The organism is Cochlodiniinecator piscidefendens, from assembly GCF_011326755.1.
In the GTDB taxonomy this organism is placed as follows: Bacteria; Pseudomonadota; Alphaproteobacteria; order Rhodobacterales; family Rhodobacteraceae; genus Cochlodiniinecator; species Cochlodiniinecator piscidefendens.
Window position 1 is genome coordinate 264,639 of the sequence record NZ_JAAOIE010000003.1, and the last position, 22,071, is coordinate 286,709.

Sequence of the window (22,071 nt, forward strand, 5' to 3'; positions counted from 1 at the left end):
AAACGAGCCTTCAGTATTCTACCGGACGTAACACCCTTATTTTAATAGCATTTTCCGATACACAGACTATGCATAAAGTGTGTGACAAAGGTATGACGCTTATGCGTAGGTTTTGTGAGATTTGAAAACCAACAAAGCGTCGGGTTGGTCAGAATTTGTAAACGGACTGGGTGAGTTATTGCTTCCAATTTGTTTGGCATCAGAATCTTGCTGCGCAGGAAACATGTGTATTGAAAGGGCTAATAATATGAAAAAATGGAGCATTTGGGCTGTAGTCGGGCTATTGGCCGCATGTGTTGAAACAACCCCAAGTATTCGCTGGCAGTCCGAACTTCAGGAACCGGGGAGCTATGTGTCAATTCATCAGAGCGGAATAGGATTGATCCATCACGTTTTCAGAGGGCGTGATGGAAATGCGCATCGCGTGGAAAGCTATCGAGGACCAGCTCCTGAGGGTATACCAGAATTTACCACGTACCTCGATCAGCATGGAAACTATGTACGTTGGGGAAACGCAGAAGGTATTCAAGCCGAATACCAGCCACATAATTGTGTGCGGACGCTTGGCGAATGCAGGTTTACCAAAACTACCGCTAATGGGGAGGTCTCTGATTGGGTCCGCCGAACAATTGCGACGTCGGATGGATATAGTTACCAACTTTTGCGAGAAGGGGACACCGAACCGACGTATAGCGGGCATGCTGTGCTTGATGCGCGGGGTGTTGCTGGAAGCGGTGCAGTATTAGGCCCTAGAGGACCGCAGACCAATACACTGGTGGGGCGAGGGACGCTGTAAGCCAAGACCCTTTCAGAGCCGATATTTCCACTGGTGTAATCAATGCAATTAAGGCGCGATTAGATGTACAGTTTAATCGTGCCTTGAGACGGTGCTGAAATTGGCCTCTCCTGAACACAATATGACCATTAACCAAAATTAACCTTTGAGGAATGGGACTGATTTTACCATTTGGTTGAAGCGGTTCGTTCGAAACATTGTTAGGTATTATGGTAGGTCGATGGCTTTAGAAAATGTACTGGTTTACAATTTTGCAAGTGGTGACAACACGTATCCGCACAGCGGCACATTTACCGTAGGTGTTGCTGGGCAGGTAACGATTGATGATTCGAATGGCTCGGATGATGGTGTGTTCGGGGATTTTACGCACACTGGTGGCGCAGATGTTCCTGATCAGGATGTATCGGCTTCCTCAGTGTCAGGGATCAATGTCGGCGATACAATTGACTTACGGTATAAATATACGATCACAGGCTCCGATGGATCCAATGGCACAATTTATTTTGTCGCAACCAATAACGCGGCGAACTACGGACCACTTTTTGTTTCCAATCAACCACTAGACCCTGCTGTCACTTATACCTTTGGTACATTTAACACTGACGGAGCGGTTGCTTATGCCCGTCTCGTTCCGTGTTTTACCAGTGGAACGTGGATTGAGACCGCCAAGGGCCCACGGCTCATTGACTCTTTGAAAGAGGGTGATCTGATTTTAACCCGAGATAACGGGTTTCAACCGATGCGTTGGATTGGCCGTTGTACGGTTCCAGCTGCTGGGAAAACCTCCCCGGTCCATATTGCCGCGCACGTATTGGGCAATGACCGCGGTTTGCTGGTTTCGCCGAACCATCGGATGTTGATAGAAGCCGCGATCGCGGACATGTATTTCGGCGAGCGTGAATTGTTGGTTTCGGCTAAGCATCTTCTTACGACACCTGGGATCACTCGTCGCGTTGGGGGCATGGTGACCTATATTCATATTTTATTTGATGAACACCAAGTGGTATTGGCCAATGGGGCATATAGCGAGAGCTTTTTTCCCGGCCCGGTTGGGTTGAATTCGCTTGCTCACGAAACACGTCAAGAAGTGTTGGAATTGTTTCCCGAGTTGCGTTCAAACACACCGAAAGGGTTCGAGCAGACCGCGCGCATGTGTCTGACACAGAAAGAGGCGACAGTGCTTCAGCAACTCGTCGCCTGATTTAATGTTTGCTCTTTGGGCCGCCCGGTGGACTGCCCATTTTTGTTGGTTTAGGCGGCTTTGGTTGCCTTATCAAAGCGTCCGTAGAAACTTTGGCCTTTGGCAGCCATATCGCGCAAGAGTTTTGGGGGTTCAAAGCGCGCGCCATAGGTTTCGGTTAGCTGATCACAGCGTTCCGCAGCATAAGGTGTGCCGAGGATGTCAAGCCAGCTGAACGGGCCACCAGACCACGGCGCAAAGCCCCAAGCAAGGATCGCGCCGACGTCGCCTTCGCGGATGTCTTCTAGCACGCCTTCTTCTAATGCACGCACGGCTTCAAGCACTTGGGCGAACAGCAGGCGGTGCTGGACTTCGGTGAGGTCGGGTTGATCATCCAAGCGTGCGAATTTTTCGCCGAGACCTGACCAATAGCCTTGGCGTTTGCCTTTTTCGTCGTAATCAAAGAACCCAGCGTTGGCTTTGCGGCCCAAGCGGCCCTCAGATTCCATCCAGAAGATTACGTCATCAACAGCGCCGTCTGGGTAGGCATCGCCCATGGCGGATTTGGTTGCGCGGGCGATTTTGGCACCAAGATCAATCGAGGTTTCATCAACCAACTGAAGCGGACCAACAGGCATGCCCAGCATCTGTGCGGCGCGGTCAACAAGGGCAGGGGAAACGCCCTCTGCCACCATGCGAATGCCCTCATTGACGTAGGGGATGATGCAGCGATTGCAGTAGAAGAACCGCGCGTCATTTACGACGATGGGTGTTTTGCGGATTTGGCGAACATAATCGAGCGCCTTGGCGACCGCACGATCACCGGTTTCTTTGCCTTTGATGATCTCAACCAACATCATCTTTTCAACGGGGGAAAAGAAGTGAATGCCGATGTATTGATCCGCGCGCTTGCTGGCCTTGGCCAATTCGGAAATGGGCAAGGTTGAAGTGTTGGTCGCAAAGATACAATCGTCGGGAATGATAGCTTCGACTTTTTTTGTGATCTCGGCTTTGACGGTTGGGTCTTCAAACACGGCCTCGATGATCAGATCGCAGCCCTTTAGCGCGTCAAGGTCCGTAGTTGCGTTGATACGGCTTAAGACTTGGGTCTTCTTTTCTTCTGTGGTTTTCTTGCGGGAAATCCCTTTGTCTAGGTATGCTTCGGTGTAGGCTTTGCCTTTGTCGGCGGAGGCCTGCTCCTGATCAATCAGGACAACCTCCATCCCGGCAGTGGCTGACACGAGTGCGATACCAGCGCCCATCATACCAGCGCCCAATACGCCGACTTTGCGCACGGTTTGATCGTCAACGGCGGGGCGGTTTGCCCCTTTGTCCAAAGCTTCTTTGTTGATGAATAAGCTGCGGATCATGGCAGAGGAGGACGGGTTCATCAGAACATTGACGAACCAACGCGCCTCAACTTTCAGCGCTGTGTCAAAGGGAACTTGCGCCCCCTCGTAAACCGCGCTGAGCAGGGCTTTGGCAGCGGGAAAGGCACCTTTGGTTTTTCCGTGAATCATCGCTGATGCACCGACAAAGGTCATGAAACCAGACGGATGATAAGGCGCGCCGCCCGGCATTTTGTAGCCTTTGGCGTCCCATGGTTTGACGATGTCGGCGTCTTTGGCGTTCAACACCCATTCTTTTGCGGCCGATAAAAGTTCATCGGCGGGAACGACGTCATCGACAACGCCTGCGGCTTCGGCCTTTTTGGGATCGTTGAGCTTGCCCTCAAGCAAAAGCGGTGCAGCGGCCATTGCGCCCATTTTGCGAACAAGCCGCGTTGTCCCACCTGCGCCGGGAAAAATGCCAACCATGATTTCTGGCAGGCCGATTTTGGCCTTTGGATTGTCAGCCGCGATGATGCGGTGGCACGCGAGCGGAATTTCTAGACCAATGCCAAGCGCTGTACCGGGGAGGGCCGCTACGATAGGTTTGCCGCCCTTATTGGTTTTGGTGTCCATCCCAGCGCGTTCGATTTTGCGCAAGATCGCGTGCATGTCCATGACACCGTCAAACAGACCTTGGGCGGGGTTGTCACCCGCAGAATCTTTCATGGCGGCGATGATGTTTAGGTCCATCCCACCAGCAAATGAGCCGGGTTTGCCAGAGGTGATAATCACACCTTTGACAGCATCGTCTGCGATGGCGGTGTCGATCATATCATTCAGATCGCTGAACCCTTGTTGGTTCATAACGTTCATGGATTTGCCGACGGTATCCCAAGTGATTGTCGCGACGCCATCTGCGTCTACGGAGTAGGTAAAATCAGACATCTATGTTCTCCCAAGTTTCAGACGCGCATGCACGCGCTTCTTTCGGATAGGTTTTTGCCAGTTCATCTCGAACTGATGTGAGTATTTGACCCAAAAGGTTTTGACCGGGCCACAAGTCTACAGGCGTGGTCACAGCGTGTGCTGCGTCCAACCCGATGCCCCAAATCGTATCGACAGGGCTGGCTTCGGCTAATTGTTTGGGTAGGGTTTGAAAAAGTTTGCGACGCAGGCCTTTGTTCTGGTCGAATTTTGCCATGTTAATATTCGTAACAATCTTTACCTTTTCGGCATCCCATTTGGCGTGATCAAAGCCGCGCACTTTGCGCCCGAGGGCTTTCTGGCACCCGGGTTCTGGTTCAGCAAGTATTTGCGCCCCAATTTCGGCGTCATTAAATAGAATGGCCTTTTCATACATCATAGCCTGTTCGGCTGTTTCAAAGGTTTGATCCGCATAGGAAAAGTGGCTGGGGTGCCATTGACTAAATGGACCAGACCAAAAGAAATGAAAAGAATGCTCATCAACTAGCATTACTCATTACACCCGTTCGATAATCGTGGCAGCGCCCATTCCGGAGCCAATGCAGAGCGTGGCAAGCCCGGTTTCCAGATCGCGAGCTTCCATTTCATCAAGAAGGGTGCCGAGGATCACGGCCCCTGTCGCGCCGAGCGGGTGGCCCATCGCGATGGCACCGCCGTTGACGTTGAGTTTGTCGTGATCGACGTCAAACGCCTGCTGGAAACGTAGAACAACGGAGGCGAAGGCTTCGTTCACTTCAAAGAGGTCAATGTCATTGATCGACATACCTGTTTGTTTCAGCGCCTTTTCGGTGACAGGCACAGGGCCGGTCAGCATGATGGTCGGGTCGGTGCCGATTTTTGTGGTTTGGCGAATACGGGCACGGGGTTTTAGGCCCATGCGTTCACCGAATTCCTTGGTGCCGATCAACACGGCAGCCGCACCATCAGCGATGCCTGACGAATTGCCCGCGTGGTGGACGTGATTGACGCGTTCCAGATCAGGGTATTTCATCAAGGCGACCTGATCAAAGCCGGGCATAGATTCGCCCATGACCTGAAAACTCGGGTTCAGCGCGCCGAGGTTTTGCATGGTGGTTTCGCCGCGCACCATTTCATCGCGGTCCAGAATGGTCAGGCCGTTTTGGTCGCGCACGGTCATCAGCGATTTTGAAAACTTGCCTGCGGCCTGCGCAGCGGCGGCGCGTTTTTGACTTTCGACGGCATAAGCATCAACATCATCACGGCTAAAGCCGTATTTGGTGGCAATAATATCAGATGAAATGCCTTGCGGGACAAAATACGAACCGAAGGTGAGTTCGGGGTCAACCGCGATTGCACCGCCATCCATGCCCATAGGCACGCGTGACATGCTTTCGACACCACCCGCAATATAGGCATCGCCCATGCCGCCCATGACCTGACCAGCGGCCATATTCACCGCCTCAAGGCCCGATGCGCAAAAACGGTTGATCGACACGCCGGGCACGGATTCTGCCAGATCGGAATAAAGCACTGCAGAACGCGCCAGACATGCACCTTGTTCGCCAACTTGGGTCACGTTGCCCCAGATAACGTCCTCGATTTCATCGCCAGCAAGGTTGTTGCGGGATTTAAGTTCATTCAGCACCTCGGCGGACAAGCGAACGGCGGTCACTTCGTGCAATGTGCCGTCTTTTTTGCCTTTGCCACGGGGGGTGCGCACGGTGTCGTAAATATAGGCGTCGATCATGGTCTGTCCTTTCTTAAGCGCGGTCTGAGGGGTGGCCGGGCATGAGGTCATAGGGGTGTTTCCAGCCGGGTTGTTCGCTGATGCGATCAAGCCAAGCGTCGATATTCGGGAAATCCGTACGGTTAAACCCAAAGGGTTCTGGGTAAAAAAGATACCCGCAGCAGGAAATATCTGCATTGGTGATGCTGTCGCCCACCAGCCAATCGTTGCCGTCTAATGCGCGGTTCAGCGTTTTGTAAGCGGTGGTGAGGCGGGCTTTGTTCATTTCTGTATAACCCTCGGGCACGGAGCTTTTGGGCGCAAAGTTTTCGAAATAACGCACATTGCCAGCCATGCTTGAAAGCTTGTGGTTGTCCCAAAACACCCAACGCAGCACTTCGCGTTGTTGGGCTGGGGTGACACCGCCAAACTTGCCAGATTTCTCTGAGATATACATCTGGATGACGCCAGATTGGCTGATGCATTCATCACCATCAACAAGGCAGGGCACTTCGCCCAATGGGTTTATCGCGAGGAATTCAGGGGTGCGGGTCGCGCCGTTGAAAAAATCAACATAGACCGCTTCCCACTCTAAGCCGGACAGTTGTAGTGCAAGTGCTGCCTTGTAGGCATTTCCGCTTTCGCCAAAACAATGTAATTTAATCATGTCAATTTCCCTATAATGCGCGTGCGATCAGTTCTTTCATGATCTCATTTGTTCCACCGTAGATGCGTTGCACACGGGCGTCAGCCCACATTTCCGCGACTGCGTATTCTTGCATGTAGCCATAGCCGCCGTGCAGTTGCAGGCAGTCATCCAACACTTCGCATTGGGTGTCGGTCAGCCAGTACTTCGCCATTGCGGCCTTTTCGACGCTGAGATCACCGCGCATGTGGTCGGCGATACATTCATCCAAAAAGGCCCGCGCGACTTTGGTTTTGGTCTGGCATTCCACAAGTTTAAAGCGGGTGTTTTGAAACTGCGTCAGAGGACCACCAAAGGCTTCGCGTTCTTTGCAATAGGCGATGGTGCGTTCTACCGCGCCTTCCATTGCGCCAACAGCGGTGCAGCCAATGATCAGACGTTCCTGAGGGAGCTGTTTCATCATTTGATAAAAGCCCTGACCTTCGACACCACCAAGGATGTTTTCAGGGGGGATTTCAACATTGTCAAAAAACAGCTCAGAGGTGTCGGCCGCATGTAGGCCGATTTTATCAAGGTTACGTCCACGCGAAAATCCAGCAGCACCGTTGGTTTCGACAACAACCAGCGAAACCCCTTTGGCCCCGGCGGCAGGATCGGTTTTTGCCGCAACGATAATCAGTTCGGCATGTTGGCCGTTGGTGATGAAGGTTTTTGAACCACTTAGCCGATAGGCGTTGCCATCTTTGACCGCTTTGGTTTTTAGGTTTTGGACGTCGGATCCCGCTGAGGGCTCTGTCATGGCTAGGGCGCCGACCATTTCGCCAGACACCATTTTGGGCAGCCAACGGTGTTTTTGTTCTTCGGTTCCGTAGGCCAGAATGTAATGCGCTACGATGCCAGAATGGATGGGGTTGCCCCAGCTGGCGAGATTGGCGCGTGGGGCTTCCATCATGATCACGGCTTCATGGCCGAAATCGCCGCCATGGCCGCCGTATTCTTCTGGGATAGAAGGACACAGCAACCCAAGTGCGCCAGCGTCATTCCAAGTGGAGCGATCCATCTCGCCCTGTTTACGCCAGCGATCGTATTGCGGCATCCATTCATCTTCGATGAATTTGGCTGTCATATCGCGCAGCATTTGGTGCTCATCTGTCATCCAGATGGAATGTGTCATGCGTGTTCCCTGTGCAGGGCCGAATTTGGCCTAGCGTTTGCGTGCCTCCAGCTCTGAGTTAAAGAGCCGCAAGCGGGTTGCGAGGTTAACCTCATCCGTAACGCTTTCGAAGTTCTCAAACAGAAACGAAAGCGCCTCTCCCTCATCTAAGCCCGCGTTGGTCGCGAACTTTTTCAATTTGCGGTAACCGTCTTCTGTCATGGCGACAGGAAAACGGCGGGTCAGGCGAAAACGTTTTGGCATATCAATCCCTTTGTGAATTGCCCGGACATGTCGCCCGGACAAGACATGATTAAAATGCTTCTGCGTCTAACGCCATAACTGTATCAGCCCCAGATTGGATTCGTGCGAGGTGGGTCGCCGTTGCCGGAAGCTGACGTGCCATGTAATAGCGCCCTGTCGTGAGCTTCGTCTCATAGAACGCAGCGTCAGTATTACTGCGCGACGTGGCGTCATCCGAGAGTGCCGCAAGGGCAGCTTTGGCGCTGCGGGCCCACATCAGGCCCAAACACACATGACCAAACAAATGCATGAAGTCATAAGACCCAGCGAGCGCGTCATTTGGGTTTTTCATGCCGTTTTGCATGAAGTACATGCCCGCGGACTGAAGGTCTTTTGACGCGTGTTTTAGAGGATCAAGGAAATCAGCCTTTAGGGCCTCGTCTGTCTCGTTCTCTTTGATAAAGGTTTTCACCTGATCAAAGAACGCCATGACATGTTTTCCGCCATCTTGGGCCAGTTTGCGCCCCACAAGGTCAAGCGCCTGAACGCCATTCGCGCCCTCATAAATCTGGGTGATGCGTGCATCACGCACGAACTGGCTCATGCCGTGTTCTTCGATATAGCCGTGACCGCCGTAGACTTGTTGCGCCTGAACCGCCATGTCAAAGCCTTTGTCTGTCAGGAAACCCTTGATCACCGGGGTCATGAGGGACACAAGCCCATCTGCGTCTGTGTCTTGTGCGCGGTGGGCCTGATCAATCAGTTGCGCCCCCCACAAAAGAAATGCGCGTCCGCCTTCAACGAATGATTTTTGATCCATCAATGAACGGCGAATGTCTGGGTGAACAATTAACGGGTCGGCTGGTCCGTCCGGGTTTTTCACGCCGGTCACGTCGCGGCCTTGCAGGCGGTCTTTGGCATAATCGACGGCGTTTTGGTACGCGCCGACCGCCTGAGACAGGCCCTGCATACCCACGCCTAGCCGTGCTTCGTTCATCATGGTGAACATGGCACGCATGCCTTTGTGTTCTTCGCCCAGCAGATAGCCTGTTGCGTCGTCGTAGTTCATTACACAGGTCGAATTGCCGTGAATGCCCATCTTTTTCTCGATGTTGCCGACAGATACACCGTTGCGTTCGCCGAGTGTGCCGTCATCATTGACGATGAATTTCGGGACAATAAACAGGCTGACGCCTTTGATCCCTTCGGGACCGCCAACAATTTTACCCAGCACGAGATGAATGATGTTGTCAGACATGTTGTGTTCACCGGCCGAGATGAAAATCTTTTGGCCAGAGATTTTATAGCTGCCGTCGGCTTGGGGGGCTGCTTTGGTCCGCATAAGGCCAAGGTCCGTGCCGCAGTGCGGTTCGGTCAGGTTCATTGTGCCTGTCCAAGTGCAATCCGCCATGTTCGGCAGGAATTTTGCCTTTTGATTGTCCGTGCCGTGGGCGTGGATCGCGGCATAAGCGCCGTGTGTCAGGCCCTGATACATGGTGAAGGCTTGGTTCGCGGAAGAAAACATTTCCCCCACAGCGGTCCCCATCAGATAGGGCATCCCCTGACCACCATAGTCAGGATCAAGATCAAGCGCGGTCCAGCCTCCTTCGCGCATTTGGTCAAAGGCAGCTTTGAAGCCGTCGGGGGGATAGACCACGCCATTTTCCAAACGGCATCCCTGTTGATCACCAACCGCATTTAGAGGCTCCAAAACTTGGGACGCAATTTTTCCGGCTTCTTCGAACACCGCAGAGGTGAAATCAGCCTCAAGGTCATTGTATCCGGGGATATCAGAGGCAGAAACATTCAGGACATCGTGGAGGACAAACTGCATATCATCGGTGGGGGCTGTGTAACGTGTCATGCGGTTATCCCTTCTTTTGCATTGCTTGCGCGATTTGTTGTTCACCCCAAGCCAGTTGTGCTTTTAAATCTTCAATGGCTTCGTTTAGTTCATCGCGTTGATTAATCATGTCTTGCATACGTTCTTTGGCGATGTCGTAGGTGCGTTGGATTTGTGTGTGTTGTTTGTCTTCGCAGTCATAGAGATCGAGCAGTTGGCGTATTTCTTCGAGACTGAAACCAAAACGTTTGCCGCGTAAAATCAATTTTAATCGCGCGCGATCACGCTTGGTGAAATTGCGTTTTTGCCCATCACGATGTGGAAACAGGAGTTCCTTTGCTTCGTAAAAGCGCAATGTGCGCGCTGTGACGTCAAAGGTGTCGCACATTTCTCTGATGGTCATAAAGTCGTCTTGCACGCGTTGCTCCTTTGATTGATCAGTGTTCCTTACAATCTAGGTACAAGTTTACGTTTACGTAAAGATTACGCCGCGTAAAAACTTTATATGACGATACGTCACAAAGTTATTCAGAAGAGTTAATGGTCGTCGCGCGCAGATTTTCGAGATCTTTGATCGTTTCTGCAAGTTCTGTGTACTGTAACTTGAGGGCCGCCAACTGACGATCAGCCATTTCAACCCAAGCCTTATTCTGAGCTTCGGTGCCTTCTTCAGCATAGATGAGCAACCACTGACGAATTTCCTCTAAGCTAAATCCAAACCGCCTGCCGCGTAGAATAAGGACCATACGTGCGATATCGCGTGCGCTGTAAAAACGGCTGCGACCGTCGCGCTCAGGATCCAAAAGTTCGATATATTCGTAATACCGTAAGGTGCGCGGGGTCACGTCAAAGCGTGCGCACATTTCTTTGAAACTTAGCCGGGTTTGATCGCTGTTTTCGGTCATAACGCCAATAGATTTATCTCGTTGATCGGACCCTAAGAGGATCTGTTCAAGAGATCAACACTACGTGCGTTCAGTAAATAAGAACGTGAGGTTTTTTGATATCGATCTTGCATTGGCCGCATTTGGAGAGGACAACACCAAAGACGCTAAAGGGGACCAGTAGATGTCAGACGATATGGCGCGCATTGCGCGACAATTCATAGAAGCCATCCCTCATTCACGCGAATTAGGAATGAAAGTTACTGAAATTGGCAATGCCATGGCGGAAATCACCATGGCGTATGATAAACGATTTATTGGGGATCCGAAGACTGGAGTCATTCACGGGGGCGCGGTTTCGGCGCTTATGGATACATGCTGCGGCGCAGCTGTTATGGCGCATCCGAGTGGCCCAAGTGCTACGGCGACAATCGATCTGCGTATTGATTATATGCGGCCAGCCACGCCGGGCCAAAGCATTACAGCGCGGGCTGAATGTTACAACGTGACGCGGTCGGTGGCATTCGTTCGGGCTACAGCAATGGACGAAGATACGGATCGTCCTGTTGCGACGGCGACCGGGGCGTTCACCATGCAAAATGGAGACACTGCAAAGGGGTTCTTGAAATGAAAGTAGAACCTGTACAAGTGATCAAACAGCGTCGGGATGCTGCGCTGAAAGTTTTGGTCGAAGGTGTTCCGTATGCGCAATTTTTGGGGATTCAATTTGACCGCAGGGGCGACGAACTGACGGCTATTTTGCCTTTCACAGAAAAACTGATCGGAAATCCTTTGCTACCGGCCATTCATGGTGGCGTAACTGCAGCGTTTTTAGAGATGACGGCGATTGTTGAACTCAGCTGGGCGATGATCTGGAACGATGTTGAAAGCGGGGCGCTGGCGACAGATGATCTTTCGATTGAGAATTTTCCCAAGCTTCCGAAAACAATTGATTTTACGGTCGATTATTTACGCTCTGGCCTGCCGCGCGACGCCTATGCGCGAGCGCGGGTAAACAGGTCAGGGCGACGGTATGCCAGCGTACATGTCGAGGCTTGGCAAGACAACAGAACACGCTTGTTTGCCCAAGCAACGGGGCATTTTCTGATGCCACAGCGGGATGAATAATACATCTTCTGTACCAGAGCAGGTGAGTCATCGCCGTGTTCTGACCATTGCTGCGCCTATAGTTCTATCGAATGCAACGGTCCCGATACTCGGGGCGGTGGATACAGGTGTTGTTGGCCAAATGGGGATGGCCGCGCCAATTGGTGCGGTTGGCATCGGTGCTGTAATTCTGTCTGCGGTGTATTGGATATTTGGCTTCCTTCGGATGGGAACAACAGGTTTGGCCGCCCAAGCGCGCGGGGAAGGGGATCAAGGCGAAGTCGTTGCTTTGCTGATGCGAGGGCTCATGATCGGTGGGGCGGCCGGTGCGATGTTCGTTTTGCTTCAGGTTCCTTTGATGTGGGCGGCGTTCACGCTCGCACCTGCGTCTGAGGCCGTTGAGGGATATGCACGCGCCTATCTGAGTATTCGCATCTGGGGGGCACCGGCGACGATTGCCCTTTATGCGGTGACCGGGTGGTTGATTGCGATGGAGCGCACCCGAGGCATTTTGGTTCTGCAGCTTTGGATGAACGGTTTGAACATTGGGCTGGATCTTTGGTTTGTTCTGGGACTTGGCTGGGGTGTTGAAGGTGTTGCTGTTGCCACTTTGATCGCCGAGGTATCAGGCTTGGGGTTAGGGCTTTGGCTGTGTCGAGATGCATTTGCGGGATCAGCCTGGCGGGATCGCGCGGCGATTTTCAATCCCAATCGCCTGAGGCGTATGCTGAGTGTCAGCGGCGACATTTTGGTGCGCTCCGTTTTGCTAACCGGGGCCTTCACCAGCTTTTTATTCCTCGGGGCAGGGCTGGGTGATGTGACGCTTGCAGCCAATCAGATATTGTTGCAATTCATAGAAATCACGGCCTATGCACTTGATGGGTTTGCGTTTTCAGCTGAGGCGCTTGTTGGCTCAGCAGTGGGGTCGAAAAACCGGGTTGCATTACGTCGCTCCGCGATAGTGACAAGCCAATGGGGGGCAGCAGGTGCATTGATGCTGGGAGCCACCTTTTGGTTCTTTGGCTGGATATTGATCGACTTGATGACGACCGCACCCGATGTTCGTACTGAGGCACGCGCATATTTGTATTGGGTGGCTTTGCTTCCGATCCTGAGCGTTGCGTCCTATATGTTTGATGGAATTTACATCGGCGCAACATGGACCCGTCAGATGATGCAGGCCATGTTGTGGTCGGTTGCCATTTACATTCTGGCGCTGGCGCTATTGTTACCGGGTCTCGGCAATCATGGGTTATGGGCGTCCTTATTGATTTTGAATATTGCGCGCGGGGTGACGCTATGGGCCCGTTATCCAAGGTTGGAGGCACAGGTCTCCCAATAGAAAAGAGCGCCGCGATCGGCGCTCTTTTTACATTCGAACGATTGGTGCAGAACCTTAGGCGCGGTGCGCGCCATCTGATAGCGTTTTGACAAAGGCCAGAACCTGATCAACAGGTTGGCCTTCGGCGATTTTGCTCACGATAGCAGAACCAACCACGGCCCCATCAGCGACTTTGGCGATGGCTTCGGATTTTTCCGGTGTGTTGATGCCAAAGCCCACGATGACAGGAAGATCGCCAGCCGCTTGAATGCGTGCTACTTCGGGGCCAACGTCGCCTGCTTCCGCTTCGGCGGCGCCGGTGATGCCTGTCACAGACACGTAGTAGATAAAGCCCGAGGTGTTTTCCATGACCTTAGGCAAACGTTTGTTGTCGGTGGTTGGGGTGGCCAAACGAATAAAGTTCAGACCCGCTGCTTGGGCAGGAATGCAAAGTTCGCTGTCTTCTTCGGGTGGTAGATCAACGATGATGAGCCCGTCGATGCCTGCCGCCTTTGCATCTGCAAGGAATTTGTCAACACCGTGGCTGTAAACCGGGTTGTAATACCCCATCAGGACAATCGGGGTTGTGTCGTCGGTTTCACGAAACGCTGCTGCCAATTCGAGCGTTCGGTTCAAAGTCATACCTGCAGCAAGGGCACGTTGCCCGGCAAGTTGGATCGTCGGACCATCCGCCATAGGGTCGGTAAAGGGCAAGCCAAGCTCGATAATGTCGACGCCAGCGGCGGGCAAACCTTTGACGATTTCAAGCGATGTATCATAGTCGGGATCGCCCGCCATAATGTAAGACACAAACGCCTTTTTGCCTGCTGCTTTTAGTTCTTCAAACTTACGGTCAATCCGAGTCATGGCACCCTCATGTATTTTCATTAGCGGTTTGCGCGAAATTAAGGCGGAAATCAATGCCCCGCTTGACGAGAAGGGTCTAAGGCCCCTACATGCGCGCGGATATTAGGAACGGAGAAAGTGCCATGGGCTTTAAGATGGGTATCGTCGGTTTGCCGAATGTTGGGAAATCGACCCTCTTTAACGCGCTGACAAAAACAGCGGCTGCGCAGGCGGCGAATTTCCCGTTCTGCACCATTGAACCAAACGTCGGTGAGGTTGCTGTGCCCGATGCGCGGTTGGACACGTTGGCGGAAATCGCTGGATCAAAGCAGATCATTCCAACACGCATGACCTTTGTTGACATTGCGGGTCTGGTGAAAGGCGCGTCAAAAGGCGAAGGCTTGGGCAACCAGTTTTTAGCCAATATCCGTGAAACTGACGCGATCGCACATGTACTGCGCTGTTTCGAAGACGGCGACGTTACCCATGTTGATGGCCGAGTGAACCCAGTTGAAGACGCTGAAGTCATCGAAATGGAATTGATGCTCGCGGATATGGAGTCGATTGAAAAACGGCTTAAGAATATCGTACGCAAGATCAAAGGTGGCGACAAAGAAGCGGTGCAGCAGCAACGCCTGTTGCAAACCGCTTTGGACACGCTTGAGGCAGGGAAACCGGCACGCACGGTTGAGGTTGACGAAGACGATCTTAAGGCATGGAATATGCTGCAACTTTTGACGTCTAAGCCCATTTTGTATGTGTGCAATGTCGACGAAGGGTCAGCATCAGAAGGCAACGACCATTCCGCAGCTGTCGCTGAAATGGCCGCTAAGCAGGGTGCGGCTTCGGTCGTGATTTCCGCGCAGATCGAAGAAGAAATCAGCCAGCTCGAAGAAGACGAAGCCGAGATGTTCTTGACGGAAATGGGTCTGGAAGAAGCAGGTCTAGACCGGTTGATCCGTGCTGGGTACGAATTGTTGAAATTGGAAACCTACTTTACCGTTGGGCCAAAAGAAGCACGCGCTTGGACGATCAAAGCGGGGACATTGGCCCCACAGGCCGCCGGTGTCATTCATGGTGACTTTGAACGCGGATTTATCCGGGCAGAAACAACAGCCTATGACGACTTTGTTCAGTTCAAAGGCGAGTCTGGGGCAAAAGAAGCAGGCAAAATGCGGATCGAAGGGAAAAGCTATCTCGTAAAAGATGGCGATGTGATGCATTTCTTGTTTAATACCTAAAATTTGCAACGATCCTTAAAAGGCGCCCAGTTGGGCGCTTTTTTTGTTTCTGCGTCAAAGATGCAAGTTGAGCAATCATCGCTTGTTGCGCGGGGCAGAGCGTTTTATGTGAGAACAAACAACGATGGACAGGCCCCATGGCACGTAACGATAATTCAAACCCTGAAGAACGTGAAAAGTCAAAAACAGTTGGCCCAATGCGGGGACTGATCCCTTATTTGCTGCCCTATAAGGGATGGGTTGCGCTGACATTATTGGCATTGATCGCGACTGCTGGGTTATCTTTGACGTTACCTTTGGCGGTACGCCGGGTTATCGATGGCTTTAACGCTGATGATATCGCTCTGCTGGACCAGTACTTTTTCGCAGCGTTGGTGATTGCTATGCTGTTGGCGCTCGGAACAGGGCTGCGGTATTACATGGTGACAAAGCTCGGGGAACGGGTGGTTTCCGATATTCGAAAAGCCGTTTTCGCACGAGTCATTTCACTGTCCTCTGGATTTTACGATACGGTGATGTCTGGCGAGGTTTTATCGCGCATTACCACTGATACTACGCTAATTTTGTCCGTAATTGGGTCGTCTATTTCTGTGGCACTGCGCAATGTGCTGCTGTTCTTTGGCGGGATAATCTTGATGCTCTTTACCAGCGCAAAACTGACCGGGCTTGTGTTGCTTATTGTGCCGATGGTATTGATACCGATCATCGTATTGGGGCGGCGCCTGCGCAATCTAAGCCGCGAAAATCAAGATTGGATCGCGCAGAGTTCTGGTTCAGCTTCCGAAGCGCTGTTATCTGTTCAAACCGTTCAGGCGTTCACGCATGAAAAGCTGTCATCTGATGATTTTTCTGCCGTGACTGAACGGGCATACGAATCTTCTAAAGCGCGTATCGGAACGCGTGCTGTGATGACTGTGATTGTTATCTTTCTGATATTTACGGGTGTGGTTGGTGTGCTGTGGGTTGGAGCGCGTGATGTGCGGGCCGATATTATGTCCCCCGGCGCATTGGTCCAGTTCGTGATTTACGCGGTTATGACGGCCGGCGCTGTAGGGGCTTTATCCGAAATTTGGGGTGAATTGCAGCGTGCCGCGGGCGCGACAGAACGTTTGGTCGAACTTTTGAATACCGATGATCCAGTTCAGGATCAATCGAACCCTGTTGCTTTGCCGTGTCCTGTAAAAGGCGAAGTTTCCTTTAAAGGCGTCTCATTCCATTACCCAACACGACCTCAGCAATCTGCGTTGAACAAAGTTAGTTTTACAGTGAAAGCCGGAGAAACTGTTGCTTTGGTCGGTCCATCAGGGGCTGGTAAATCTACGATTTTGCAATTGATCCAACGTTTTTATGATCCGAGTTCGGGTCAAATTTCTTTGGATGGTGTCGATGTCGCACAAGCAGAACGAACAGCGGTTCGTGGCGCGATCGCTCTTGTTCCGCAGGATCCTGTCATCTTTGCGATGTCCGCCCGAGAAAATATCCGCTTTGGCCGTCCCGAGGCAAGCAACGCAGAGGTCGAAGTCGCAGCCAAGGCTGCGGCTGCACATGAATTCCTAAGTGCCTTGCCTGATGGGTATGATACCTACGTTGGTGAACGTGGTGTCATGTTGTCTGGCGGCCAAAAGCAAAGGATTGCAATTGCGCGGGCCATTTTACGCGACGCCCCTTTGTTGCTATTGGACGAAGCGACGTCAGCACTCGATGCCGAAAGCGAACGCGCCGTGCAGCAGGCCGTTGAAGAAATGTCAGAAAATAGAACCACTTTGATTGTCGCGCATCGGTTGGCAACGGTGAAACGGGCTGATCGTATTTTGGTGTTTGAGGACGGGAAAATCGTTGCCGAAGGAACCCATGAGGCGCTTGTAGACGAGGGTGGATTATACGCACGACTGGCGCGTCTTCAGTTTACCGAAGGGTAAGCTAAACTAAAATTTCGTAGCGTTAGACTTGCGGTAGAGGCATTTCCGTCCCATCCTTGGATCAAATAAGATCCTAAAAAGGATGTAGGGGAGATGACCGCATGAGCAAATTTGCGACAGTGGCCGATCGCGATGCGATAGAAGCCGAAAAAACATGGGAAGATCGTAATGTTCCCAAAACGCTGTACGAGTTTTTAAAATCCGCGCGTGACCAATATGGTGATCGGAATGCGGTCAGTTACCAAATTACATCCGGAGCCAAGGATAAGGCGGAGACTCTAAGTTGGATTGATGTCTTTGATCGTGCTGTGCAGGCCGCTAATATGTTTCGTAGCCTAGGTATCGGTGAAAAAGACGTCGTCGCCTATTTGCTACCCAACGCGAATGAAACTGTTGATACATTGCTGGGCGGGGCCATTGCGGGCATCGCAAATCCTATTAACCCGCTTTTGGAAGCTGAACAAATAGCGGCTATCCTGCGTGAAACCGGGGCGACTGTTCTTGTTACGCTAAAGGCTTTTCCTAAAACCGACGTTCCACAAAAAGCTGCCGAAGCTTTGAAAATGGCGCCGGGCGTTAAAACCGTTCTTGAAGTTGATCTTCTGAAATATCTATCTCCGCCAAAAAGTTGGATTGTGCCGCTAATCAGGCCCAAAAATCCGGTTACGCATTCGGCGCGGGTGTTGGATTTCAGTAAAGAAATGGCCAAGCAAAATAAAACGCTAGATTTTGCCGACAGCACTGGTGATCGCGTTGCGGCCTATTTTCATACGGGCGGGACGACAGGAATGCCCAAGGTTGCGCAGCATAAGTATTCAGGAATGGTGTATAACGGGTGGCTGGGTCACCGTTTGCTCTTTGAATCCCATGATGTGATTATCTGCCCATTGCCGCTGTTTCACGTTTTTGCCGTTTATCCAATTCTGATGTCGATGATTGCTTCTGGCGCCCATGTCGTGTTTCCGACACCGGCGGGTTACCGAGGGGATGGCGTTTTCGATAACTTCTGGAAATTGATCGAACGTTGGGGCGTGACCTTTATGATTACCGTGCCAACTGCGCTATCGGCTTTGATGCAACGGCCTGTCGATGCAGATATTTCGTCCCTACGGAATGCGTTTTCTGGTTCAGCCCCATTGCCAATAGAGCTGTTTAACCGGTTTCAGGATGCCACCGGAATTGAAGTTGTCGAAGGTTATGGACTGACAGAGGCGACCTGTCTGGTTTCATGTAATCCGCCAGATGGTGCGCGCAAAGTTGGGTCGGTTGGCGTACCATTTCCCTATACCGATGTGAAAATTCTACGCCAGGCACCGGACGGGCCGCAGCAATGTGACACTGACGAAATTGGTGAAATTTGTATTGATAACATCGGGGTGTTTGCCGGATCTACTTATACTGAAACAGACAAGAACCATGATCTGTTCCACAATGATGTTTACCTTCGTACCGGTGATCTTGGACGCATTGATGAAGATGGGTATTTGTGGATCACTGGCCGAGCCAAGGATTTGATCATTCGCGGTGGACATAACATTGATCCCGCTGAGATCGAAGAGGCGCTGGCCGGTCATGAGGCCGTTGCGTTTGTTGGGGCGATTGGGCAACCGGACGCCCACGCTGGGGAAATCCCATGTGCCTATGTGGAATTGATTGATGGGGCGGTGGTGACAGAGGCAGAGCTATTGGCCTATGCAAACGAAACCGTCCACGAACGAGCTGCGCGCCCCAAACATGTTGAAATATTGCCAGAGCTTCCAAAGACAGCTGTGGGTAAGGTGTTTAAACCTGATCTGCGTAAGATGGCGATTACGCGGGTCTATAACGATGCGCTTTCTAAATCAGGGATCGATGCTGAAATCGTAAGCGTTTTGGACAGTAAAAAGCGCGGTCTGGTTGCTCAGATTAATAAAGATGGGTCATCCTCCGACGAAGAGATAACCAAGTGCTTAGGCCAATTTGTGCGGCCGTGGGAATGGGCCGCCGACAAATAGAAACCAATGCTAGCCGCCTCAAAAATTAGGTGGCTAGCAACTCCGCCAAGAAACAGTTTGGCCGCTATTTGGTTTACCGCTTCAGTTTTAAAGAACCATAGGCCGCCAGCAAGAAAGATAATCCGGAGGCGACAGTGCGGATTCGATTCCAAAACTGCCATTCCGGCGAATATTCCGCCCATATTTTCTCTGCATCTGAAATATTGTCTGGCACGTGTTGGATGGCCAATGCTTCGTTCATTGGGACATTGACTGACATGGTTAGGATGAGACCAAAGAAAAAATAGATCGTCGCACTGGCAGTGAAATAATATGCGCTCACTGCGAATTGCTGACGCCATAATACCAATGCGGTTATGGCGAGAAGCACAGGGGTTCCAAAAAACGCCGGGGCGAAGACGGCGTTCCTAACAGAGCCGTTCATTGCCTGCATGGCCTGAATTGCGATGCGAGGATCAGTTGCATCTAAACCCCACATTGTTGAACAAATCCAAGCGTAGAAAAAACCGAATATAGCTGCACTGAGCAACAACGACGAAAGAATGAGTGGTGTTGTAATATGGCGTAGCATAATATTTTCCGTATAGATGTGTACGTTTGCGATTATCCGTAATGGTGTGTACAGTAAATGGCAAGGGAAATTTGGAGACATCCGTGAAAGACGAAACGAAGAAAAACCGACATGAAGCGATAAGAGACGCGGCTTATACGATTTTATCTGAGAAGGGATATGATGGGGCGTCAATGCTGAGCATTGCAAAGGCAGCCAAGGCTTCAAATGAAACTCTTTATCGTTGGTATGGGAATAAACGTGGCCTTTTTGAAAGGTTGGTCCGGGACAATACCATCGAAATTGAACGCATTCTGAATTCGGCGATCACAACGCAGGATGCCCCTGTTCAGACGTTAGAAAAATTTGCGCCAGTGTTTCTGGCGATGATCCTTGGGGAGCGGGCTATCTTGCTCAATCGCGCCGCGGCCGCTGATCCAACGGGAGAGTTGGGCGCTGCTATTTCGGCGGGAGGGCGCGAGGTAATTCAGCCGTTGATCGAAAATATCATTCAAGCGGTTGCTCGGGATAAAGGAGGAAATGCCAAACAGTTGACCACTTGGTTTTTGGGGCTTCTGGTAGGGGATCTACAGATCAAACGGGTGATTGGAGTAATGCCTCTGCCGAGCCAAAAAGAAATAGATGAGAGGGCGCAATCCGCCCTAAACGTCTTTTTCAAGTTAACCAAACCGTAAAGATACCAAAAGGCACCCGAAGGTGCCTTTGAGTTAGTTTGTACAAGGGATCTGGGTGTCGATAACTTCGGCCCCACGCCTTACGCGTGTTGTGCAAACCCGTTCTCGTGCTACTTCGACAACCTGACGTTCTTGAATGCCGAGCAACCGATTCTGATCCACTTCGATGACTTCTGCAACCGTCGCATCATTGTTCCCAACAAGTGACAGGGAAAGCCGACCGGTGCTTTGGGCTTGTGCGAGGGCGGCGACCTGTTGCGGTGATACCTGTACAGTTACCGTACGAGGAACTTCGTTTTGATCGCGCTCTTCATTTGCGGATTGGTCAATTGCAACGATGCTAACCGCGTTTTCGATAAGGCGTGTGATTTCCTGTCCATTCCAATCACCTGTCCAGTAAACGTTAACGCGGTGACCAGGACGCAGGAAGCCAGAGACGGCGGTACTGGCGTCTACATTGACAGTGAAAGCGCTGCTGCCGGACGCAAGCTGAGACATGATACCGGCGATTTCGCCTGGCTCGGTGACTTTTTGTGGAAGAAAGGCTTCGCTTTCTTCAATCGTACGAAGAGCCTCTCGGAATTCTGGCTGACCTTCTGGGAAGAGGTCGGTAAAGGCCAAAAATGCACCTTCAGGGATTGCATTTTCGGGCCAGCGAATAGACGCGATGTCTTCGCGGGTGATGCGTTCGCCATACAAAATTTGACGATTTGCGATAAAGACTTCGACCGTAGGAACGATTTGGCGATTGTTCTGGCGCTCCAGCTCAAGCTGAGCCTGATATGCTCCAACATAGCCTTTCGCCTGATAGACTGCAAAGCCCGCCAGCGCGACACCAAGTAACAAAACTAACCCAAAAACAGCGCGCATTTTACGTCCTTTCAAACAAATATTAAGCGTGCGAAAAGCACTGGTTGTCCTCAACGTCGCAATAGAATGTGGCAAGATAGAGGAAACCCAACGGTTTCATTGTGAATTTTCAAAAGCATTTAGTGGAAATGCAAAAGGCCGCACAAAAGCGCGGCCTCTTGTAAATTTTGGATCGTTAGTAAGTTGCGATACCTTGGCTATCTAACTCGGTAACGATTTCATCGCTGTAGGCCACTGTTTGTGGACCAACTGAGTTGAGAACAGCAAAGCCAAGACCGACGATTGCGGCGGTCAGAACAACCCAGTCAACGGTTACTGCACCAGATTCGTCATCTCTGAAGAGTTTCAGCATGTTCTTAATCCTTGCTGTAAGAGTTGAATTAGTAAGTTGTGATGCCGTTAGTATCGAGCTGTGTCGCGATGTTGTCGCCGATAGTTGCAGTCTGCGTACCAACAGCGTTCAATACTGCGAAGCCAAGGCCAACGATGGCAGCGGTTAGAACAACCCAGTCAACAGTTACTGCGCCAGATTCGTCGTTTTTGAAGTTTTTGAAGAGTTTCAGCATGTTCTTAATCCTTGCTGTAAGAGTTGAATTAGTAAGTTGTGATGCCGTTAGTATCGAGCTGTGTCGCGATGTTGTCGCCGATAGTTGCGGTCTGCGTACCAACAGCGTTCAATACTGCGAAGCCAAGGCCAACGATGGCAGCGGTTAGAACAACCCAGTCAACAGTTACTGCGCCAGATTCGTCGTTTTTGAAGTTTTTGAAGAGTTTCAGCATT

At 51.5% G+C, this 22,071-nt stretch carries 24 protein-coding genes; 9 read left to right on the forward strand and 15 right to left on the reverse strand.

All coding sequences use genetic code 11. The features are described 5' to 3' along the window. Positions 1 to 247 precede the first annotated feature (247 nt). Both G9C99_RS10170 and G9C99_RS10175 read left to right on the forward strand, forming a co-directional pair. Positions 248 to 796, forward strand: coding sequence for a hypothetical protein (locus G9C99_RS10170; RefSeq protein WP_166417377.1), 549 nt, complete (start codon positions 248 to 250; stop codon positions 794 to 796). Between the two features lie 220 nt (positions 797 to 1,016). Then, the gene (locus tag G9C99_RS10175) at positions 1,017 to 1,997 is read left to right on the forward strand and encodes a Hint domain-containing protein (RefSeq protein WP_166417378.1); all 981 of its coding nucleotides are present in this window, start codon (positions 1,017 to 1,019) and stop codon (positions 1,995 to 1,997) included. A 50-nt stretch (positions 1,998 to 2,047) separates the two neighbouring features. On the opposite strand, the gene G9C99_RS10180 is transcribed toward G9C99_RS10175, so the two are convergent. From G9C99_RS10180 to G9C99_RS10220, 9 genes are all read right to left on the reverse strand, one after another. Further along, positions 2,048 to 4,252 carry a 3-hydroxyacyl-CoA dehydrogenase NAD-binding domain-containing protein gene (locus G9C99_RS10180; RefSeq protein ID WP_166417379.1) on the reverse strand — a complete coding sequence of 735 codons (2,205 nt, stop codon included), beginning with the start codon at positions 4,250 to 4,252 and terminating at the stop codon, positions 2,048 to 2,050. Continuing rightward, on the reverse strand, positions 4,245 to 4,781 hold the full coding sequence (locus tag G9C99_RS10185) for an NADAR family protein (RefSeq protein ID WP_166417380.1): 537 nt from the start codon (positions 4,779 to 4,781) through the stop codon (positions 4,245 to 4,247). Before G9C99_RS10185 ends, G9C99_RS10180 begins: the two co-directional genes overlap by 8 nt. Positions 4,782 to 4,787: 6 nt before the next feature. Then, positions 4,788 to 5,999 carry an acetyl-CoA C-acetyltransferase gene (locus tag G9C99_RS10190; protein WP_166417381.1) on the reverse strand — a complete coding sequence of 404 codons (1,212 nt, stop codon included), beginning with the start codon at positions 5,997 to 5,999 and terminating at the stop codon, positions 4,788 to 4,790. Positions 6,000 to 6,012: 13 nt separating this feature from the next. Further along, positions 6,013 to 6,645, reverse strand: a complete 633-nt coding sequence (locus G9C99_RS10195; RefSeq protein ID WP_166417382.1) for a glutathione S-transferase family protein — start codon at positions 6,643 to 6,645, stop codon at positions 6,013 to 6,015. A 10-nt stretch (positions 6,646 to 6,655) separates the two neighbouring features. After that, the gene (locus G9C99_RS10200; RefSeq protein WP_166417383.1) at positions 6,656 to 7,798 is read right to left on the reverse strand and encodes an acyl-CoA dehydrogenase family protein; all 1,143 of its coding nucleotides are present in this window, start codon (positions 7,796 to 7,798) and stop codon (positions 6,656 to 6,658) included. Positions 7,799 to 7,828: 30 nt separating this feature from the next. Continuing rightward, on the reverse strand, positions 7,829 to 8,041 hold the full coding sequence (locus G9C99_RS10205; protein ID WP_166417384.1) for a hypothetical protein: 213 nt from the start codon (positions 8,039 to 8,041) through the stop codon (positions 7,829 to 7,831). 49 nt (positions 8,042 to 8,090) lie between these two features. After that, positions 8,091 to 9,884, reverse strand: coding sequence for an acyl-CoA dehydrogenase C-terminal domain-containing protein (locus G9C99_RS10210; RefSeq protein ID WP_166417385.1), 1,794 nt, complete (start codon positions 9,882 to 9,884; stop codon positions 8,091 to 8,093). Positions 9,885 to 9,888: 4 nt separating this feature from the next. After that, complete coding sequence (locus G9C99_RS10215) at positions 9,889 to 10,266, reverse strand: MerR family transcriptional regulator (RefSeq protein ID WP_168713298.1); 378 nt, start codon at positions 10,264 to 10,266, stop codon at positions 9,889 to 9,891. A gap of 121 nt (positions 10,267 to 10,387) precedes the next feature. Next, positions 10,388 to 10,768, reverse strand: a complete 381-nt coding sequence (locus G9C99_RS10220; protein WP_166417387.1) for a MerR family transcriptional regulator — start codon at positions 10,766 to 10,768, stop codon at positions 10,388 to 10,390. A 163-nt stretch (positions 10,769 to 10,931) separates the two neighbouring features. On the opposite strand from G9C99_RS10220, the gene G9C99_RS10225 reads away from it, so the two are divergent. Genes G9C99_RS10225 through G9C99_RS10235 form a run of 3 tightly spaced genes read left to right on the forward strand, consistent with a single transcriptional unit; the run spans position 10,932 to position 13,196 of the window. After that, entirely contained in the window at positions 10,932 to 11,378 is a 447-nt protein-coding gene (locus G9C99_RS10225) for a PaaI family thioesterase (RefSeq protein WP_166417388.1), read from the forward strand. After that, positions 11,375 to 11,875 (forward strand): PaaI family thioesterase, encoded by a 501-nt coding sequence (locus tag G9C99_RS10230; RefSeq protein ID WP_166417389.1) that lies wholly within the window; start codon positions 11,375 to 11,377, stop codon positions 11,873 to 11,875. Before G9C99_RS10225 ends, G9C99_RS10230 begins: the two co-directional genes overlap by 4 nt. After that, positions 11,868 to 13,196: an MATE family efflux transporter gene (locus tag G9C99_RS10235; protein ID WP_166417390.1), complete on the forward strand. Its 1,329-nt coding sequence runs from the start codon at positions 11,868 to 11,870 to the stop codon at positions 13,194 to 13,196. The genes G9C99_RS10230 and G9C99_RS10235 overlap by 8 nt, the downstream gene beginning before the upstream one ends. Before the next feature lie 54 nt (positions 13,197 to 13,250). Here G9C99_RS10235 and trpA read toward each other — a convergent pair whose 3' ends face one another. After that, positions 13,251 to 14,042, reverse strand: coding sequence for a tryptophan synthase subunit alpha (gene trpA, locus G9C99_RS10240; RefSeq protein WP_166417391.1), 792 nt, complete (start codon positions 14,040 to 14,042; stop codon positions 13,251 to 13,253). 122 nt (positions 14,043 to 14,164) lie between these two features. Between trpA and ychF the strand changes: the two genes are divergently transcribed. The 3 genes from ychF to G9C99_RS10255 all read left to right on the forward strand — a co-directional run bounded on the left by ychF (position 14,165) and on the right by G9C99_RS10255 (position 19,175). Further along, a complete protein-coding gene (ychF, locus tag G9C99_RS10245; RefSeq protein WP_166417392.1) occupies positions 14,165 to 15,262 on the forward strand; it encodes a redox-regulated ATPase YchF in 1,098 nt (365 codons plus the stop codon). 137 nt (positions 15,263 to 15,399) lie between these two features. Then, positions 15,400 to 17,181 (forward strand): ABC transporter transmembrane domain-containing protein, encoded by a 1,782-nt coding sequence (locus G9C99_RS10250; protein WP_166417393.1) that lies wholly within the window; start codon positions 15,400 to 15,402, stop codon positions 17,179 to 17,181. 101 nt (positions 17,182 to 17,282) lie between these two features. Further along, on the forward strand, positions 17,283 to 19,175 hold the full coding sequence (locus G9C99_RS10255; protein WP_166417394.1) for an acyl-CoA synthetase: 1,893 nt from the start codon (positions 17,283 to 17,285) through the stop codon (positions 19,173 to 19,175). A gap of 73 nt (positions 19,176 to 19,248) precedes the next feature. Here the strand turns inward: G9C99_RS10255 and G9C99_RS10260 are convergent, their stop codons facing one another. Then, a complete protein-coding gene (locus G9C99_RS10260) occupies positions 19,249 to 19,746 on the reverse strand; it encodes an anthrone oxygenase family protein (protein ID WP_166417395.1) in 498 nt (165 codons plus the stop codon). 83 nt (positions 19,747 to 19,829) lie between these two features. Here G9C99_RS10260 and G9C99_RS10265 point away from each other — a divergent pair, with 83 nt between their 5' ends. Continuing rightward, positions 19,830 to 20,420, forward strand: a complete 591-nt coding sequence (locus G9C99_RS10265) for a TetR/AcrR family transcriptional regulator (protein ID WP_166417396.1) — start codon at positions 19,830 to 19,832, stop codon at positions 20,418 to 20,420. A gap of 33 nt (positions 20,421 to 20,453) precedes the next feature. Here the strand turns inward: G9C99_RS10265 and cpaB are convergent, their stop codons facing one another. The 4 genes from cpaB to G9C99_RS10285 all read right to left on the reverse strand — a co-directional run bounded on the left by cpaB (position 20,454) and on the right by G9C99_RS10285 (position 22,070). Further along, positions 20,454 to 21,290 carry a Flp pilus assembly protein CpaB gene (gene cpaB, locus G9C99_RS10270; RefSeq protein WP_166417397.1) on the reverse strand — a complete coding sequence of 279 codons (837 nt, stop codon included), beginning with the start codon at positions 21,288 to 21,290 and terminating at the stop codon, positions 20,454 to 20,456. A gap of 175 nt (positions 21,291 to 21,465) precedes the next feature. Next, the gene (locus G9C99_RS10275) at positions 21,466 to 21,642 is read right to left on the reverse strand and encodes a hypothetical protein (protein WP_166417398.1); all 177 of its coding nucleotides are present in this window, start codon (positions 21,640 to 21,642) and stop codon (positions 21,466 to 21,468) included. Between the two features lie 28 nt (positions 21,643 to 21,670). Beyond that, complete coding sequence (locus G9C99_RS10280; protein ID WP_166417399.1) at positions 21,671 to 21,856, reverse strand: Flp family type IVb pilin; 186 nt, start codon at positions 21,854 to 21,856, stop codon at positions 21,671 to 21,673. A gap of 28 nt (positions 21,857 to 21,884) precedes the next feature. Then, on the reverse strand, positions 21,885 to 22,070 hold the full coding sequence (locus tag G9C99_RS10285) for a Flp family type IVb pilin (RefSeq protein WP_166417399.1): 186 nt from the start codon (positions 22,068 to 22,070) through the stop codon (positions 21,885 to 21,887). Position 22,071 lies beyond the last annotated feature (1 nt).